Origin of the sequence: Variovorax sp. dw_308 (assembly GCF_019207085.1) — a bacterium.
In the GTDB taxonomy this organism is placed as follows: domain Bacteria; phylum Pseudomonadota; class Gammaproteobacteria; order Burkholderiales; family Burkholderiaceae_C; genus Variovorax.
This window is the reverse complement of record NZ_JAATOM010000004.1, coordinates 409,070-425,974: the sequence shown is the minus strand read 5'-3', so window position 1 is coordinate 425,974 and position 16,905 is coordinate 409,070. Positions and strand designations below refer to the sequence as shown.

General features: G+C 66.3%; 16 protein-coding genes. 8 read left to right on the top strand and 8 right to left on the bottom strand.

Annotation, left to right across the window (positions count from 1 at the left end; genetic code table 11):
- From HCU76_RS11310 to HCU76_RS11280, 7 genes are all read left to right on the top strand, one after another.
- Positions 1-1,026, top strand: coding sequence for a TRAP transporter substrate-binding protein (locus HCU76_RS11310; RefSeq protein WP_218509300.1), 1,026 nt, complete (start codon positions 1-3; stop codon positions 1,024-1,026).
- Positions 1,023-1,829: an HpcH/HpaI aldolase/citrate lyase family protein gene (locus tag HCU76_RS11305; RefSeq protein ID WP_218509299.1), complete on the top strand. Its 807-nt coding sequence runs from the start codon at positions 1,023-1,025 to the stop codon at positions 1,827-1,829. Before HCU76_RS11310 ends, HCU76_RS11305 begins: the two co-directional genes overlap by 4 nt.
- Entirely contained in the window at positions 1,826-2,563 is a 738-nt protein-coding gene (locus HCU76_RS11300) for a dienelactone hydrolase family protein (protein ID WP_218509298.1), read from the top strand. The genes HCU76_RS11305 and HCU76_RS11300 overlap by 4 nt, the downstream gene beginning before the upstream one ends.
- Before the next feature lie 4 nt (positions 2,564-2,567).
- Complete coding sequence (locus HCU76_RS11295; RefSeq protein ID WP_218509297.1) at positions 2,568-3,548, top strand: D-2-hydroxyacid dehydrogenase family protein; 981 nt, start codon at positions 2,568-2,570, stop codon at positions 3,546-3,548.
- A gap of 100 nt (positions 3,549-3,648) precedes the next feature.
- Entirely contained in the window at positions 3,649-4,407 is a 759-nt protein-coding gene (locus HCU76_RS11290; RefSeq protein ID WP_218509296.1) for a 2-keto-4-pentenoate hydratase, read from the top strand.
- Between the two features lie 28 nt (positions 4,408-4,435).
- Entirely contained in the window at positions 4,436-5,929 is a 1,494-nt protein-coding gene (locus HCU76_RS11285; protein WP_218509295.1) for an aldehyde dehydrogenase, read from the top strand.
- Positions 5,930-6,045: 116 nt separating this feature from the next.
- Complete coding sequence (locus tag HCU76_RS11280) at positions 6,046-6,900, top strand: NADPH-dependent oxidoreductase (protein ID WP_218509294.1); 855 nt, start codon at positions 6,046-6,048, stop codon at positions 6,898-6,900.
- A 657-nt stretch (positions 6,901-7,557) separates the two neighbouring features.
- On the opposite strand, the gene HCU76_RS11275 is transcribed toward HCU76_RS11280, so the two are convergent.
- The 5 genes from HCU76_RS11275 to HCU76_RS11255 all read right to left on the bottom strand — a co-directional run bounded on the left by HCU76_RS11275 (position 7,558) and on the right by HCU76_RS11255 (position 12,754).
- Positions 7,558-7,899, bottom strand: a complete 342-nt coding sequence (locus HCU76_RS11275) for a hypothetical protein (RefSeq protein WP_218509293.1) — start codon at positions 7,897-7,899, stop codon at positions 7,558-7,560.
- Between the two features lie 344 nt (positions 7,900-8,243).
- Complete coding sequence (locus HCU76_RS11270) at positions 8,244-9,713, bottom strand: CsgG/HfaB family protein (protein ID WP_218509292.1); 1,470 nt, start codon at positions 9,711-9,713, stop codon at positions 8,244-8,246.
- Positions 9,714-9,733: 20 nt separating this feature from the next.
- Positions 9,734-10,387, bottom strand: coding sequence for a hypothetical protein (locus tag HCU76_RS11265; protein WP_218509291.1), 654 nt, complete (start codon positions 10,385-10,387; stop codon positions 9,734-9,736).
- Positions 10,388-10,445: 58 nt separating this feature from the next.
- A complete protein-coding gene (locus HCU76_RS11260; protein ID WP_345944625.1) occupies positions 10,446-11,654 on the bottom strand; it encodes a hypothetical protein in 1,209 nt (402 codons plus the stop codon).
- Positions 11,573-12,754, bottom strand: a complete 1,182-nt coding sequence (locus tag HCU76_RS11255; protein WP_218509290.1) for a hypothetical protein — start codon at positions 12,752-12,754, stop codon at positions 11,573-11,575. Before HCU76_RS11255 ends, HCU76_RS11260 begins: the two co-directional genes overlap by 82 nt.
- 233 nt (positions 12,755-12,987) lie before the next feature.
- Between HCU76_RS11255 and HCU76_RS11250 the strand changes: the two genes are divergently transcribed.
- Positions 12,988-13,908 carry a LysR substrate-binding domain-containing protein gene (locus HCU76_RS11250; protein ID WP_213953667.1) on the top strand — a complete coding sequence of 307 codons (921 nt, stop codon included), beginning with the start codon at positions 12,988-12,990 and terminating at the stop codon, positions 13,906-13,908.
- A gap of 215 nt (positions 13,909-14,123) precedes the next feature.
- Here HCU76_RS11250 and HCU76_RS11245 read toward each other — a convergent pair whose 3' ends face one another.
- The 3 genes from HCU76_RS11245 to HCU76_RS11235 all read right to left on the bottom strand — a co-directional run bounded on the left by HCU76_RS11245 (position 14,124) and on the right by HCU76_RS11235 (position 16,889).
- Complete coding sequence (locus tag HCU76_RS11245; RefSeq protein WP_218509289.1) at positions 14,124-14,402, bottom strand: hypothetical protein; 279 nt, start codon at positions 14,400-14,402, stop codon at positions 14,124-14,126.
- 148 nt (positions 14,403-14,550) lie between these two features.
- Complete coding sequence (locus HCU76_RS11240; protein ID WP_218509288.1) at positions 14,551-15,960, bottom strand: CoA transferase; 1,410 nt, start codon at positions 15,958-15,960, stop codon at positions 14,551-14,553.
- The gene (locus HCU76_RS11235) at positions 15,957-16,889 is read right to left on the bottom strand and encodes a dihydrodipicolinate synthase family protein (RefSeq protein WP_218509287.1); all 933 of its coding nucleotides are present in this window, start codon (positions 16,887-16,889) and stop codon (positions 15,957-15,959) included. The genes HCU76_RS11240 and HCU76_RS11235 overlap by 4 nt, the downstream gene beginning before the upstream one ends.
- Between the last annotated feature and the right edge of the window lie 16 nt (positions 16,890-16,905).

Genomic DNA, 16,905 nt, shown 5'->3' with positions numbered 1-16,905 from the left:
TTGAACGCCTTCAACCCCACCCAGGCGCTCGCCAGCCGCGTGCGCCGCCATCTGCTCGGCGCCGCCGCCGGCACCGCGCTGGCCGCCGCGCTGCCCTTTCCAGCCGCTGCGCAGGCCGCCGCCAAACGCATCCGCTTTGCCCACACCGCACCGCTGATGCACGGCTGGCATCTCTGGGCCGTGCAGTTCAAGAAAGGCATCGAGGCCAGGACCGGCGGCAAGATCCAGGTGCAGATCTTTCCCAATGCGCAGATGGGCAACGAACGCGACACCGGGCAGGCCGTGCGCAGCGGCGCGCTGGAGATGGGCGCGATCGGCGTCGGCCTGAGCAACTGGGTGCCGGAGCTGGCGATCACCGACGCGCCCTTCCTGTGGAAGAGCCGGGCCCAGGCCTATGGCGCGTTCGGCGGTGCGTTCGGCGCCGAATTGGCCAGGCGCTGCATGGACAAGGGCTTCGTGCTCACCGGCTGGACCGACCTGGGCTTCCGCTGCATCACCAACAACAAGCGCGCCGTCACTTCGGCCAAGGATCTGCAGGACCTGAAGATGCGGGTGCCGGTCTCCAAGGCCTACATCGCGATGATGCAGGCCATGGGCGCGTCCACCGTGGCGGTGGACCTGAGCGAGCTCTACCTTGCGCTGCGCCAGGGTGTGGCCGACGGGCAGGACACGCCGCCTTCGGTGGTCAAGTCGAACAAGTACTACGAGGTGCAGAAGTTCGTCACCAAGACCGACCACGTGCTGACCACCGGCTACACCATCGCCAACCCGAAATTCTTCGCCAGCCTGAACCCCGACGAAAAGGCCGCTTTCCTGGCCGCGGCCACGGAGGCCGACAACTACCTGCGCGACTACACCCAGAAGGACGAGCTCGAGGCCTACGCCTTCCTCAAGGCCCAGGGCATGCAGGTCACGCTCGACCCGGACGCCGAATCCTTCCGCAAGGCCTGCGCGCCCGTCATCGCCAAGCTGCCTGAACTCTTTCCACCCGACCTCGTCAAGATGGCCCAGGCCACACCCGTATGAACCACGACACCTTCCACATCGACCCGCTGAAGATTCCCAACCACGTCAAGCGGGCAGCCGCCTCGGGCGATGCGATCCGCGGCGTGCACCTGACCTTTCCCGCGCCCACGGTGATCGAGGTGCTCAGCGCCGCCGACCTGCAGTTCATCTACATCGACGGCGAACACGGCTGCTTCGACGGGCGCGACATCGAAGCCGCGTGCATGGCGGCGGAACGCCACCGGCTCACGCTGATCGCGCGCGTGCCCGACCTGTCGGCAGGCACGATCACGCGGTTCATGGACCGCGGCGTGAAGGGTATCGTGGCGCCGCACATCGAAACCCTGAAAGACGCGCGGCAGGTGGTCAACGCCGCCTACTTCGGGCCGATCGGCGCCCGGTCGTTCGGTGCCGGCCGGCCCGAGCACGGCATGCGCATCGGAGATCGCACGACCTACATGCAGGCCTGCAACGATGCCGTGTCGGTCTGCCTGATGCTGGAAAGCCGCGCCGGCCTGGCACTGGCCGGCGAGCTGGCCGCCATCGAAGGCGTGGACTATCTGAGCTTCGGCATGCTCGACCTGGCGCAGGACATGGGCCACCCCGGCCGCGCCGACCACCCCGAGGTCAAGGCCGCCGTGGCCGACGCCACGCGGCGCATCGTCGCATCGGGCAAACGCGTGCGCGAACACTTCATGAAGTACGTGTGGATCAACGAGGTGATCGTTTCCGGCGCCCGGCAGATGCTCGACAACTGGACCGCCACCCTGCCCTACGGCGGCACCGAGGCCGCCGCGCTGGCCACCGCGGGAGCCGCGCGATGATCGAGAAGGACGCCCTCATCCCGACCAAATACGGCAGCATGCCGGCCTTCGCGGCCTGCCCGTCGGCGCCTGGCCCGTATCCCGCGGTCATCCTCTACATGGACGCGCCCGGCTTTCGCGAAGAGCTGCGCAACATGGCCCGGCGCATGGCCAAGCACGGCTACTACTGCCTGCTGCCCGACCTCTACTACCGCCTGGGCACGCTGCGTTTCGACGTGTCGCGCCGCACCGAGGCGATGTCGGTGCTGATTCGCGGCGCGATGCGCAGCCTGTCCAACGCCGCGGTGGTCGACGACACGGGCGGCATGATCGCCTTCCTCGACGCGCAGGAGCAAGTGAGCCCCGGCCCGATCGGCTGCGTCGGCCACTGCATGAGCGGGCCCTTCGTCACCACCGTCGCCGCACGCTTCAGCCGCGTGCGGGCCGTGGCCTCGCTCTACGGCGTCGACATGGTGACCGACAAGCCCGATTCGCCGCACCTGCTGGCCGCGCAGATCCAGGGCGAGCTGTACGCCGGCTTCGCCGAAGTCGACCCGAGCGTGCCCGCCCATGTGGCGCCCGATCTCAAGGCCGCGCTCGAGAAGGCCGGCGTGCGCCACGAAGTGGAGGTGGTGCCGGGCACACACCACGGCTACTGCTTCGCCGCCCGGCCCGACTACAACCCCGTCGCCTCCGAGGCCACCTGGGACAAGCTGATGGACCTGTTCGCCCGCAATCTCGGACGTGGAGCGTGATGCCATGACCCTTGCCAACCAATCCGACGTGCGCATCGCCGTCCTCGATGACTGGCAGAACGCCGCCGCCGGCAGCGCCGACTGGACCGCCCTGAAGGCGCGCGCCGAGGTGGTGTTCTTCGACAGACCCTTCGCCAGCCAGGACGAAGCCGCCCAGGCACTGGCCGCCTTCGACATCGTGCTGGCGATGCGCGAACGCACGCCGTTCCCGATGACGCTGGTCGAGCGCCTGCCGCGTCTGCGCATGTTCGCGCTCACCGGCTCGCGCGGGGCGCTGGTCGACATCGCCGGCATGGTGAAGCACGGCATCGTCGTCTGCACCACCGGCACCGGGCCCGGCGCGGAATCGACGGCCGAAATGGCACTGGCCTTGATGCTGGCCATCGCCCGCGACGTGCCCGCCGGAGACGCGGCGGCGCGCGCCGGCCGCTTCCAGCAGGGCACGCGGGCCGGCATGCTGCTGGCCGGCAAGACCTTGGGCGTGATGGGCCTGGGCAACATCGGCTCGCGCATGGCGGGCTATGGCCGCGCGCTCGGCATGAAGGTGCAGGCCTGGAGCCAGAACATGACCGCCGAGGCCGCCCAGGCTGCCGGTGCCACCCTGTGCGACAAGGCGCAACTGCTGGCCGGCTCGGACGTGGTCAGCCTGCACCTGGTGCTGTCGGACCGTACGCGCGGCATCGTGGGCCGGGCCGAGCTCACGGCGATGAAGCCGGGCGCGATCCTGGTCAACACCTCGCGCGCCGGCCTGGTCGACGAGGCCGCGCTGACCGAGGCCGTACAAGGCGGGCGCCTGTTCGCCGCGCTCGATGTCCACCACCGCGAACCGCTCCCGGCCGGCTCGCCGCTGGCGGCCTGCCGCAACACGGTGCTCACACCGCACTACGGCTACGGCACCGCCGAGGTTTTTGGCGACTTCTACCAGCAACTCGTGGAGAACGCGCTGGCCTACCTGGACGGCCAGCCGATTCGCACGGTCGCCTGAAACCGATTGCCACGCGCCCGGCAGCCATCGCGCGCCGCCGCATGGTGCCAACCGATCACGTCATTGAAGTCATTGATTTGAGCAAGCACAGGAACCGGACATGACCATCACACCCCAGGCGCTCGAGGCGGCCACGCGCCAGCTCGTGCAGGCACGCGCGAGCGGCCAGCGCATCGCGCCTTTCGACGCGGCCATCGCTCCGACAACGCTGGCCGACGCCCATGCCATCCAGGACGCCACGGTGGCCCGGCTCGAGGAACGCGTGGGCGGCTGGAAAGTGGCCGCGCCTGTCGGGGGCCAACTGGCGCGCGGCGTCATTCTCGGTTCGCGGCTGTTGGCCAGCCCGGCCCGCCTGCCGTCGTCGCTCGTGCCCTTGCTCGCGGTGGAAGCCGAGATCGCCTTCCGTTTCGATCGTGGCTTGCCGGCGCGCGCCGCGGCCTACAGCCCTGCCGAAGTGGCCGATGCGGCCACCGCCGTCGCGGCCATCGAAGTCGTTGATTCGCGCTTCGCCGACTATGGCGCCGCGCCACTGCTCGACCGCATCGCCGATTGCGTGTCGAACGGCGCCTTCGTGGTGGGCGAGACGCCCGCCGATTGGCGCGCACACGATCTTTCGAAGCTCGAAGTCACGCTGTGCATCGACGGCAAGGAGATCGTGCGCAGCGTCGGGGGCCATCCCACCGGCGACCCGATGCTGCGCACGGTCGAGCTGGTCAACCTGTTGCGCAGCGCAGGCGGAATCCGGCCGGGCCAGGTGGTCACCACCGGCACCTACACCGGCCTCAATCGTGCCGGGCCCGGGCAAACCGTGACCGTCGATTTCATCGGCTTCGGCAAGGCCGAGGTCGCGTTCAGCTAGCCAGGATTCTTCCTTGAGGACACCTTCCATGAAAGCTCCCGTCTCTTCGTTTGAAATGCTGCCCGAGGTCGCGCAGTTCCTGTCCGCCAGCCCCATCGCGGCCGTGGTGGGCGGGCAGGACGTGTGTGGCCTCGACGGCCAGGCCTTCACCACGCTCGACCCGGGCACCGGCCTGCCGCTGGCCCAGGTGGTCGCCATGCAGGCGGCCGATGTCGACCTGGCCGTACGTGCCGCGGCCAAGGCCTTTCCGGCGTGGTCGGGCCTGCTGGCGAGCGAACGGGCCGCCTGGCTGCACCGCCTGGCCGACGAGATCGAGCGGCGCAAACCTGTCATTGCGCAGATCGAGGCGCTGGACGCAGGCAAGATCCTGGCGCAGGCCGCGGCCGATGTTCAGGTTTGCGTCGACACGCTGCGCTACTTCAACACCATGGCCCTGCACTTGCAGCGCCGCAGCACGCTGGCAGTGCAGGGCCACGAGGCCTGGACCTTCCGCAAGGCCTGGGGGCCGTGCGGGTTCATCTTTCCATGGAACTTCCCGTTCCTGCTGATCGGCTGGGGCGTTTCGCCCGCGCTCGCGGCGGGCAACACGGTGGTGATCAAGCCCGCGGAAGACACGCCGCTCTCTGCCATCTACCTGGCGCGGCTCGCGCGCGAGATCGGCTTTCCCGATGGCGTGATCAACATCGTCACCGGCATGGGCGACCGGGCCGGAGCCGCGCTGTCGGCGCATCCGGGCCTGAAGCGGTTTTCGTTCACCGGCTCGCCCGAGGTGGGGCAACTGGTGGGCGCGGCCTGCGGTCGCAATCTGATCCCCTGCAAGCTCGAGCTCGGCGGCAAGGGCGCCGCGGTGGTGTTCGACGATGTGGACGTGGAAGACACCGCGCGCAAGCTGGCGGTGGCGATCACCACCCACAGCGGGCAGGTCTGCTGCGACGCGACACGCTGGCTGGTGCACGAGAAGATCTACGACCGCTTCGTGGAGAGCAGCGTGCGCTGCCTGGGCCAGGTCCAGGTCGGCTACCAGATGGACGCGGCCTCGGCCATGGGGCCGCTGGTCAGTGCCCGCCAGCGCAACCGCGTGCTCGGCTACCTGGACCGCGGCCAGAGTGAAGGGGCAGAAATGCTGCTGCCCGGCGGCAGGGCAAGCGTGCCCGGATACGACGGCTTCTACGTGAGCCCCACGTTGATGGCCGGCGACCTGAAGAACGTCGCCGCGCGTGAAGAGGTCTTTGGCCCGGTGGCTTTCCTGGCCCCGTTCAGGGACGAGCGGCAGGCCGTCGAGATGGCCAACGACACCGACTATGGCTTGGCCAACAGCGTGTGGAGCAGCGACCTGGGCCGTGCTTCGCGCGTGGCCGAAGCCATGGTGGCCGGCAACAGCTGGATCAACGCCCACAACCTGTTCCCGCACGGCGTGCCCTACGGCGGCGTGAACCGCAGCGGCACAGGCGGCGGCGTGAACAGCCCGGAGACGCTGTACGACTACTGGCGCAGCCAGTCCGTCGTGCGGCCGCTGGCATGAGCGCCGCGCCGGGCCGCCCCAAGCAAGCTCGCACCGCAGCGCGGAGGTTGCCCAATGAGCGCCGCCCGGCCGCCCGAAGGCGCTCACACCGCAGCGCGGAGCGCGGAGGTTGCCCAATGAGCGCCGAGCTTTCCGCAGAGCGTCACTGGTGGCAGGCGGTCGCCGCGCGCTATGGGCTTGCGTCGTCCGATGCGCTGGCCCCGACGGCCCCGGCTGCGCGGCCGAACGCCGTGCTCGAGTCGCTGCTGGCGCACCGGTCGGTACGCGCCTACAGCGACCGGCCACTGCCCGCGGATTTGCTGCAGACGCTGGTGGCGGCGGGCCAGTCGGCCTCCACCTCGTCGCATTTGCAGGCCTGGAGTGTGGTCGCCGTCGAAGACGCGGCGCGCAAGGCCCGCCTGGCCGCACTCGCCGGTCGCCAGGGCCACGTGGCCGAGGCGCCGTTGCTGCTGGTATTCCTCGCCGATCTGTCGCGCCTGCGCGGGCTGGGCACCGCCCAGGGCCTGCCCGGGGATGGGCTCGGCTATCTCGAGAGCCTGGTGGTCGGGGTGGCCGATGCGGCCCTGGCCGCGCAGAACATGGTGGTTGCCCTCGAATCGCTGGGGCTGGGCTGCTGCTACATCGGCGCCATGCGCAATCAGCCGGAAGCCGTGGCGCAGGAGCTCCGCCTGCCACCGGAATGTTTCGCGGTCTTCGGCCTCTCGATCGGCTATCCGGACCCGGCCGTCGACAGCGCCGTGAAGCCGCGACTGCCCCAGGCCATGGTGTTGCACCGCGATACCTATGTCGTGCCGGCCGCGTCGGGCTACGCGGAATTCGACGAGCGCATGAAAGCCTTCCAGCGCGGCCAACGCATGCCGGAGGCGGGCTGGACCGCGCACGCCGCGGCCCGGGTGCGCGGGCCGGACGCCATGTCCGGACGCCATCTGCTGCAGGCGGCCCTGAAGCGCCTGGGCTTCGGGCTTTCCTGATAACCACGCAACCCTTTGAAGCGCCTGGAGGTCGCCGGGAATGCGGCATCGGCTCCGACGGATGCGTCGCTCGCGTCGACAGGCTGCCGCCAAGGCCCTGCGCGAGGCGCAGTGCCCGCCATGCCGGAGCCGCTGGTACCCGTTCGCCAGTGCAACCCGACATGGCAAGTGCATGTACACCAACGGATTCGGCAACAGGACGCCGGGCGTGAAGCCCGATGCCGATGGGGTCTGGCACTGCATGTCCAGCGTGATGCACCCAGCAAGGAGCGCAAGTCGAACTGGTTGCCTGCACCGGAACGACCTTTACCCCGCGCGCTCACATGCCGCGTCCGGACCTGCTCAACGGCGTCAATGCGCATGGCTGCGGCGCGCATATGCTCTGCCGGCCTTTCTGTGCCCGGTAACTGTGACACTGCTGACCCAGCCCTGGCCCTGCATGTCGCCTGCCATCGGAGGTAGGTTCCGAGGCAGACCGGTCGCACATCGGACAGGGGGCGAAGCCAGCTTTTCGTGACCGCCGTCGTTCACCGTGAAAACTCGAACAGCCGCAGCCAGTCTTGAACCGCCAGTTGGTGGGTGGAGGGGCGCCGGGCGGTCGCAGGCCTCGGTGAATCTCCGGCCGCCGCGCGCACTCGCTCGCATTCTTCCCGAATGTCAGCACGAAACATCTCGTCCTTCCGAGACGTTGTCCATCTCGTCAAGCTGAAATGCCCGCCTGACGGCCAGCCCCTCTCGATCGGCCGTCTGCAAAATGTGGTTGACGAGGTTCGATGATCGCTTCACGCGCGATCCGGCGTTCGCCGTTCGCGGTTCTTTGTGAGGAAACTGGGAACCCAGACTGCATTGTCCAAGGCCAGGCGCGTCGAGCCAGCCATGCTGCTCGGCCAACGCGTGCAGGTCCGCCAGCTTGTGGCGGCCCATGCAATGACTTCGCGCGATCTCCCGCTCGGAGGCGCCTCGATGCATCTGTGCAAGGGCGATTCGGTACTGGAACATCTCGATTCTCCTTCGGCTCATCGCTGCCTCCGTGGGGGACTTCACGAGTCGCCACTTCAGCACGCAACAACCCATTCAGATCGAGGCGCCCTTCAACTCCACTGGCTCCAATATGCCGAAAACGAGCTGGCTCCATTACGGCGGAAATCCACTGGCTCCTTTATGCCGAAAACGAACTGGCTCCCATGTGCCGAAAGATGACAACCGGTTTGAAGGGTAGTGCCGACATGGCCCGGCGAAGTGGCTCAAGCGGCGGCGCGATCTTGGCGTCCGAGGCCGATCGAGCGGCAGCAGTTAGATGGGCCGGAACGGAGCTCTGGGCCCGGCGGTCCCGCCGAGCCAATTCACCATTTGTCGTCGGTCTTCGGGGGCGCCACCGGTGCGGCTGGCAGTGCAGGACGGGGCTGGACAATCTTCGGCGAGGGCTCTGCGCCTGCCACCAGTGCCGCGGGAATGGCAGCCGAAGTCGCGCCTGGCGCCTCACCTGCTGCGGGGGCCGCGACCAGCTCTGCCTTGGCCACTGCGACCCCTTTGAGTTCGTTGCGGAGTTGAAGGCCGCCCATCGGGAGCAGTTCCAGATTCGAGCGAACGTTCTCCAATCGGCCATAGGACAGGTTCGGGGTCACGCGCTCAATTACGACTTCGCAGCATGGCTGCTCGACACGTCCCAAACTTTGGCCCGTCTGCGGGTCCTTCATCTCGGCGCCCATGGCGGCCATCTGGTAGCGGCTGCCTTCCTTCAAGGCCTGGCCGCCCTGACTCAATACGACGTTCGTTCCATCGCGCGAGACGACAGTCACCGGGAAGGTGCTTCGGAGCACGGAGGTCACCACCTGGTTCACCAGGTCAGTTGTCATGTCCTCCAGAATCTTGTTGGAGTCCACGCCGGCACTCAGCGTGGTCGGTGCAAGCGAAGGCGCCTCGCCGCGCAGCGAGTCCGAAGCCATCACCTGGCGGGTCGCAACATTCACCAGCTTCTCGGAAATGGCCCATCCTCCCGAATAGCTCACGAGCTCACGGTCGCTGGTCTTGAGTTGACGTGCGTGGCGGTTGTACGCCAGGCTGCTCACGCGGCCGCTCCACACGATGTCGGCGCTTGCAGCCTGGGACAGCTTGGCCAACTCGGCGCCAGGCGCCTGGCCAGTCTTGATCATGTCCAGCTCGCCCTCCATGTCCGGGCTGAGCTCGCGGTCCAGCACCGCGAAGCGTCCGGTCTGCACCAATGCGTCGCTGATGCGCTGACGAATGGTGGCGCCGACCTCGGCGGAAGATAACGTACGGTCACCCATCGGCAAACCAGGGCTGTCGAAGCGAATCTGACCAACGACCACCTTCACCTTCTGCATCTCCGCGGAAGGACTGAACTTGGCGATCTGGGCTTCGATGGTCGCCTTGTATCGCTTGCCAGCCAACGCGGACGGCTCCTGCAATTCAACCAGCTTGAAATTCTGGATCACACCGCCTGAGCGCTGGGCCACAACCTCCGCAAAGGCGTTGGCACGCAGCGATGCCGCGTCCTGGTTGAGACTCACGTCCAAGCCGTATTTGGCTGTGACGGTCGCAGACTGAATAGCCGCACCATTGACCTGCAGCAGCGCCAGCTTCATTGCTTCGGTCACAGCCTCGCCGGCCGAGGCACCGAAGCCTTGCGCAGTCGTGGTGACGTTGCCGACCTTGCCCACATCGGGCACGGGCGGAGCGACGTTCGTTGCAGCCGGTGGCGACGCAGCGGGCGCCTTCCCAGGTTCTTGCTTGCCGCAAGCGGTCAGAAGGGTCGCCGCGGCGACCGCGGTCACGCACAGAAGGTAGCGCATCAGGCGTACTTCCTTGCTGATCAGAGAGCGTTCGCTGCGGCGCTGGCATCCGACGGCAACGGAATGCCGCTGGACTGGGCGAAGGCCACTGCGTTCTGCATGGCACCAGAGACACTCGTCATCGCCTCGGGGAACTTCGTGACGACATAGACAGCCGATAGCAATTTAGGCAGTTGCAGGGGAGAAGCGCCCTTGATGCTGCTGCTCATGTGCGACACGTCCTTTCCGACGCCGACGTACTGGGTCAGGCCGGCGGCCAGCAGCACCAAGCCTTGAGCGTAGATGGACTTCGATTGGGCGTCCATGGCGGGCTGGGTGGCAATCTTCTTGGCGACCAGGTCGGTTGAAGCGGCCACCGCCTTGTTGGCAGCTTCGGCGCTGTCCTTGGTTGCGCCTTCCTTGAAGCTGTCCGCTTCAGCCTTCACCTTGGCCGCCTCGTCCTTCAGGCCGAGCGCCTCGGCCAGTTTGGCATTGGCATACAGCACGTCCTTGCTCGCCGCGATGTAACCACGTACGAGGGAATCCTGCTGGCCCGACAGGTCGGCCACCGGCGCTGCGCCTGCGGAGTTCGTCACGCCTGGAATCGAGGGCAGCGAGAACTGGGCATGCGCGACGTTCGCAAGGCCTGTGGCGAGGAAGGCGGCGGCTGCAATGGCGGTGTGAATCTTGTTCATTTTTGAGGTTGCGGTTGGATTTTGTTGACAGGGAAAGAAGTGGCTGGACTGGGAGGGCTCACTGCATGCGCAGGGCCGTGATTTGGCTGGTCAGTTCGCGTGCAGCACTGTTGGCGGCCAGCTTGAGTGCGTTGCCGCGTGCCTCGTCTTCCGACGGTCCGACGCCTGCGTACTGCACCGGGCCGACCGCGGCCTTGGTTTCAGGGAAGGCCTGCGTTACATCAAGCAGCTTGGCGTTGACAGTGACCGACACGCGCACGAGGCCGGTGGCGGGGTCCTTGTCGGCGGACCCGACATCCAGCGTGCCATAGGCCAGGTACGGCACCTTGGCATTGCGCATGCCTGTGACCATGGCCTGCAGCGTCGTCGACTTGAGGTCGTCACCCGATTGATAGTCGTTCTCGACGTTTGCGACTTTGAAGGCGCCACCAGACATCGGTTCGACATAGGCCGCTTCGGCGACGCGAAAGCCCGCCTTGCTGAACATGCCGGTGAAGACCTGATTCAGGTTGGCGCTCGGGATGAGGCGAAAGGTCGCCTCGCTCGCACGCTTGACGGTGCTGCCACCGGTTTCGACCGTGTGAGTGCGGTTGGCCGCAATGTCGGTCTTGCTGGAGGTTGATGCGTTCGTGCGAATCTGACCGGCACTGATGGACTCGCCTTCGACGCCCGTTTTGACGTTCGCCTCGGTTCGACCGCCGCTGACGCTCTCGTCGACGCGCTTGTAAACCCGGTCATCGAAGGACTTCACGGTGGCCACTTGGCGTGAAACGAACACGAAGGCCAATGGTGACTTCTCGGTAGCGCCAGCCTTGGCGACGGCCGAGTTCGATTTCACAAGGTTGCGCAGGTTGGCCACGTTCAGCGCCACGCGAACTGAGACCGTGTACTGCTTCTTGTCGGTGCTGGTTTCCTCTCCCAGGACGGTGGATTCCAGGATGTACCGGTCGGGGTTGGCCAGGATCTTTTCGCGCGCGGCGTCGAAGTTCTCCGATTCCGACTCTCCGGCCTCGGCGTAGTAGAACTCCACCGCCTTGAGCTGAGCCGCCTGGGTTGCCTTGGCCTTGTCCTCAGCCGAGACGCTCCAGCCCTGGTAGACGACGGAAGCCTTGCCGCGTGCCTGCTGGACCTGTGCCACAGAGGTGATGGCGAAGCACGCCAACGCGGCCGCCACGAACGTACGAATTACTTGCATAGCTGAATCATTTCCTTGGTTTTCAGGAGTTGGGAGTCGATGTCGGAAGCCGATGCGGCGGCCTTGAGCCACGAGGCCTGGTCCTTGCCAGCCATCGCTTCGGCCACGCGCCGGAAGAGCGCGTTCCAGGAGTCGTAGTACGCAGGGAAGTCATCCACGAAGGTCTGCGTTGCGGGAACCACCTTGGTCTCACCGTTCTTGAACGACGAGTTCAAGTAGCTGGTGCCCATGCCCGGCAGTTGAATCTTCACAGTGGCGAAGGTGCCGTAGATGAAGCTGCTGCCCGCGGCGACCTGGCCGAACTGGACCTTCTTCACATTGGTCAGGTCCACCGAAATCGCGTAGTCCGGCTCGGGCAGCTTGAGGTTGAAGACCGTCCCATCCGAGACGCGCATCGGGAACACGCCTCCGACCGCATAGCCCTTGGTGTACGGGATGATGGGAACGCCGGCATGGGTCGAAATCGCCTCGCTCAGCATGTCCGCAGCCCAGGTCTCCATGACCCCGGGACTTTCCTTGAGGTAGGCGGGCAAGCTCGCAGCGACCGCGTCGCTCACCGTGACGTCGGTCACCTTGAGGTAGCGCGGAACCTGGGAAGGAATGCTGGCGTTCGCCAGGACTTCGGCATAGCGCGCGAAGATGCCTGGTTTTCCTGCGGCACCTTCATAGACGCTGCGCACCCTGGAAAGTATTTCTTCATGGGTCGGTTGCCGGTCAAAGACATCGATGTATTCAAAGCTGATCGGGTATGAGCGGATGACCGTTTGAGTCTTGAAATCGAAGTAAAGCGCTTGCCCGCGGACAAGGATGAACAGCTTGCGCAGTTCGCCGAAGGTCTCGACAGACACGGTCTCGGAGTTCACGACGAGGGAAGTGACGAGAGCCTGGTCGCGGCCCTTCAACTCGTCGATGAGGCCCGGAAGTACTTCGAAGTTGCGCGGAGGGGCTTCGGCGATTGCGGCACGAATCCGGGCGTCGGCCCGTCTATCCGTACTTTCGAGGCGTTTCTCGTACTCGCGCGAAAAGGGAAAGCGCTTCTCAAGGGACGCAGCGTCTCCGGCATAGGCCAAGCCGGCAAAAGCGACTTGGGTGCCCTGTGCGGACGCAGCCATCGGCAGCAACGCCGCTGCCGCCAGCAAGCTTGCGCAAAGTGCGCGAATGAAACGTCTCAAGGGAGTCTCCAGTTCAGACAATGGGTTTTCGCTGCCGGTACAAGCCTTGGTTCAGAAGGTTCCGAGTGCGCCATCGTGGAGACGCAGCACCGGGTGCGATGTTTGTTGTTCATTGGGTCGAGGAAAGGGGTGGTTGCATTGGTGTTGTCCATCTCCAAAGCAGTGCCACTGGGGCTAGTCTCGGCTCATCGAGAGATAATGTCTAATGGATAGTTCTTACATCAGATATTCACATGATCAATCTCAGAAGTGTCGATCTGAACCTCTTGCCGGTCTTCGAGGCGGTCTATGAGGAAAGCAGCTTGACCGGTGCTGCGCAGCGTCTTTCCATGAGCCAGCCTGCCGTCAGCAATGCCGTGGCACGCTTGCGAACCGTCTTCAACGATGAGCTGTTCGTTCGCCACGGCAGAGGCGTGCATCGAACCTCTACCGCGGACGCTGTCTACGCGAAGTTGCACGGCGCGCTGGGCACGCTGCGCGATTCGGTCTCGGACGCCCGCGGCTTTGACCCGAAGACGTCGAGAAGATCCTTCTTCGTCAGCGTGTCGCACCCGCTGGGGCCATTGCTGGCCGTGCGCCTGCGCGAGCGGCTCGTGACCGCTGCGCCGGGAATACAGGTCTCTTTCAGTACCCGATCCAGGCCGGTCGACCTCGAGCAATCACTGCGAGATGGCCGATTCGATGCTGCAGTCGACTGGCTGGTGCCGGCAGGCAGTCATTTCAATGAACTCGCGCTCTTCGAGGACGCCATGGTGGTCGTTGCGCGCCGCGACCACCCTGTGGCCCTGAAGGTTCGCCAGGAGGCGGATTTGAGATCGCTGGAATTCGTAGGATTGCGCCCTCGCATCGATGGCGACAGCCGCGTGCCCGGCCTTCAGGAATGGTTGCGCATGAAGCTGAATTTCGCGATCGAAGTGTCGGAAATTCTGGAGGTCTTGCTGCTCACCAGTCAATCGGACCTTGTTTGCCTGGTGCCCAAGAGCATGCTGAAACTCGCGCGCGATGCTTTCCAGCTTCGTGCACTGCCCGTGCAAGTCACAACGAGAACGTTCCCCATCAAGTTGGTTTGGGCAGCGAGCAAGGGGGCTGATGCTGGACAGGTGTTCATTCGCAAGCAGATCGAGATCGCGTCTCGCGCCCTTACGGGCCGTTGACCTGTGCGCAAGGCGGCCTGCAGGCCCCCCCCCCCTGCTGTGGTCTGGGCGTCGGCGCGAGCGATGCACGACCACGACGGAGGGCAGGTGTCGCACGACCCTAAACATGAACCGACCTTCAGTCGCAACTCAGCTTCAAAGGCTTCGACGCAGGCGGAGCCAAAACGCCGACTCCCATTCGCCCCCCGATCCGAGGGTGCGAGCCCGCGATCGGGCTACTGTTTCGCCGCTCGCGCGACCGCGGCTTCCAGCACTTCGATGCTTGACGGACTCAGCTTCTTCCGACGCGCCTCGGCCTGCAGCAGTGCGGGGCCGGTGTCGCCGGCCAGTTCTTCGAGTTGCGCCATCAGTTCGCGGCGGCGTCGCACGAGGACCAGGGTCGGGGTCTCGCGCCCTCGGCGGAAGCGCACGAACAGGAGCGCTGCTGCAACCAGCATCACGACCACGCCGCCCCACACCAGCCAATTCGATATCAACGCATCCAAAACTGCCACTCCCGACTTCAAACTCGATTCAGGCAGTGGTTATAGGACCAAAGTTCGCGCGAACGACGCTGCTGAAACCGACCGTTACCCATTGCCTGCGCTCAACGAGGGATCCCGTGTTCGATCGCACGGAAGAGCGAGCAGGCGCGCCAAGCCTTCAGTGCGCCGTCGAGGGCCAGGTGGGCGGATGACTGCCCGGCGGCATCGCCAGTCGCGACCACCCGGCAGGCGTGCGGGACAGTCGTGCGCTGTGACGCAGGGCAGTGAGCCGACCAAAGCCGGAATCCGTGGTGTCGACCTGCGCCTGCCAGTCGGGCCGGGTCGCCGAGAGTCCACCCGGCACGCGACCGAGCGAGCGCAGCCACTGCCCGGTCTGTGCCAGCGACACCTGCACATGCCAGCTGCCGCCCTCGCGTTGCTGTCGCACTGTGGCCGCCGCGGCGCCGAAGGCCATCAGGTAGCCCGTGGCCTCGTCGAGGATCTGCATCGGCATGGGACGCGGCTTGCCGTCGCCCGCGGCCTCGCCCTCCGCATGGTTGAAGCCCATGGCGGTCTGCACCAGCGAATCGAAGCCGCGGCGGCCGGCCCATGGGCCTTGCGTTCCATAGGCCGTGAGGGAGACGTAGACGATGCCGGGTCGCAGTCGCGCGACTTCTTCGGCGCCCCAGCCCAGCGCCTGCAGGCCGCCGGGTCGATAGCCTTGCGTGAACACATGGGCATCGGCGACGAGGCACCGCATCGCATCGCGGCCGGTGTCGCTGTGCAGGTCGATGTGCGCGCTGAGCTTGCCGCGGCTGGTGTCGGCGATGGCGGAGATGTTGGGCAGCTTCGGCGAGTTGACGAGCATCACGTCCGCGCCGTGGGCCGCGAGCGCCTTGCCGCCCACAGGGCCGGCGAGGATGCGCGTGAGGTCGAGCACGCGGAGCCCGGTCAGGGGGCGCTGGTCTTCGCGCAGAGGCGGCAAGGTCAGCGGCGGCGCATCGCCGATGCGTTCGATGGTGAACAGCGGCTGCGCGGCGATGGCGCGGCCTTGCGGTGTCGCATCCCACTCGTCGAAGCGCCGCAACGCCGTGGCGACGAGCTTGCGCGCCGCCGCGGCTTCCTCGAAGTCGAGCGCACGCCAGCCGAGCATGGCCTGCTCCGCATCGGCGCGTTGGGCCGTCCTGGGATCGAGGCCCAGAAGACGCAACGCGCCTCCACGGTGGTGCGCAAAGTTGGCATGCACGCGCACGTGACCATCGGCGCAACGGTAGAGTCCCGAGAACGCATCCCACGCATCGGGCACCTTGCCGTCGATGCTGAACCAACCGGTGCATTCGATGGCGGCCTCGCGCATGTCGACCGCGACCTGCTGGCGCGCAGCGCCGCGCACGTGGCCCAGCTCGCAGGCCGCGAGTGCCGCCGCGGCGGCGGTGGCTTGCGCAGCAGCGCCCACCGCAAAGGAGGAAGGAAAGACCGGATCGGCGCCGGTCAGGCTGGCAAGGCGCAATGCCTCTGCGGGCATTCCTGCCAGCGACCACAGGTCGTCCAGGACCTCGGGACCGTTCAGCAGCGGCGCTTCATTCATCGACCCCAGCGTAGCACCAGGGGATCGAGGCGTTTCGCCACTTCCAGCAATCCCGCGCGCGTGTCGGGGTGCATCGACGGCCAGGGATGACGCGGCGCATCGCTTTTGATCACGCCACCCTCCTTCATCAGCGTCTTGGCGGCCAGGAAGCCGGCCTGCCGGTTCTCGTAGTTGATGAGCGGCAGCCACTTCTCGTAGATCGCATAGGCCTTCTCGCGGTCGCCGGCGCGGTGCGCCTCGATGATCGGACGGATGCCGTCCATGTAGCCGCCGCCGGTCATCGATCCCGTGGCGCCGGCGTCCAGGTCGGACATCAGCGTGATGGCTTCCTCGCCATCCCACGGGCCTTCGATGGCCTCGCCGCCGAGGCGGATCAACTCGCGCAGCTTGGAGGCGGCGCCGGCGGTCTCGATCTTGAAGTACGCGAGGTTCTCGATCTGCTGGGCCATGCGTGCGAGCAGCGCAGCCGACAGCGGCGTGCCGGCCGCGGGCGCGTCCTGGACCATGATGGGAATGCCGATCGCGTCCGACAGGCGCGCGTAGAACTCCTCGACCTTTGCTTCCGGCACGCGGAAGGTCGCGCCGTGGTACGGCGGCATCACCATCACCATGGCCGCACCCATGTCCTGCGCGCGGCGGCTGCGTTCGGCGCACACCTTGGTGCTGAAGTGCGTGGTCGTCACGATCACCGGCACGCGGCCCGCGACATGTTCGAGCGCCGTGCGGGTGAGCACCTCGCGCTCCTCGTCCGACAACAGGAACTGCTCCGAGAAATTGGCCAGGATGCAGAGGCCGTCGGAGCCGGTGTCGATCATGAAATCGAGGCAGCGCTTCTGGCTTTCGAGGTCGAGTTCACCCGCCTCGTTGAAGGTGGTCGGGACGACCGGGAAGATGCCGCGGAAGCGCGGATTAGAACGGGTGTGGGTCATGGATGCGGGAGTCTGT

Bases quoted from the DNA above. Each gene is read 5' to 3' on its own strand.
- HCU76_RS11250 (WP_213953667.1), top strand. From the start codon at position 12,988: ATGATCAATCTCAGAAGTGTCGATCTGAACCTCTTGCCGGTCTTCGAG.
- HCU76_RS11235 (WP_218509287.1), bottom strand. From the start codon at position 16,889: ATGACCCACACCCGTTCTAATCCGCGCTTCCGCGGCATCTTCCCGGTC.
- HCU76_RS11275 (WP_218509293.1), bottom strand. From the start codon at position 7,899: ATGTTCCAGTACCGAATCGCCCTTGCACAGATGCATCGAGGCGCCTCC.
- HCU76_RS11265 (WP_218509291.1), bottom strand. From the start codon at position 10,387: ATGAACAAGATTCACACCGCCATTGCAGCCGCCGCCTTCCTCGCCACA.
- HCU76_RS11295 (WP_218509297.1), top strand. From the start codon at position 2,568: ATGACCCTTGCCAACCAATCCGACGTGCGCATCGCCGTCCTCGATGAC.
- HCU76_RS11240 (WP_218509288.1), bottom strand. From the start codon at position 15,960: ATGAATGAAGCGCCGCTGCTGAACGGTCCCGAGGTCCTGGACGACCTG.
- HCU76_RS11305 (WP_218509299.1), top strand. From the start codon at position 1,023: ATGAACCACGACACCTTCCACATCGACCCGCTGAAGATTCCCAACCAC.
- HCU76_RS11285 (WP_218509295.1), top strand. From the start codon at position 4,436: ATGAAAGCTCCCGTCTCTTCGTTTGAAATGCTGCCCGAGGTCGCGCAG.
- HCU76_RS11290 (WP_218509296.1), top strand. From the start codon at position 3,649: ATGACCATCACACCCCAGGCGCTCGAGGCGGCCACGCGCCAGCTCGTG.
- HCU76_RS11300 (WP_218509298.1), top strand. From the start codon at position 1,826: ATGATCGAGAAGGACGCCCTCATCCCGACCAAATACGGCAGCATGCCG.
- HCU76_RS11280 (WP_218509294.1), top strand. From the start codon at position 6,046: ATGAGCGCCGAGCTTTCCGCAGAGCGTCACTGGTGGCAGGCGGTCGCC.
- HCU76_RS11270 (WP_218509292.1), bottom strand. From the start codon at position 9,713: ATGCGCTACCTTCTGTGCGTGACCGCGGTCGCCGCGGCGACCCTTCTG.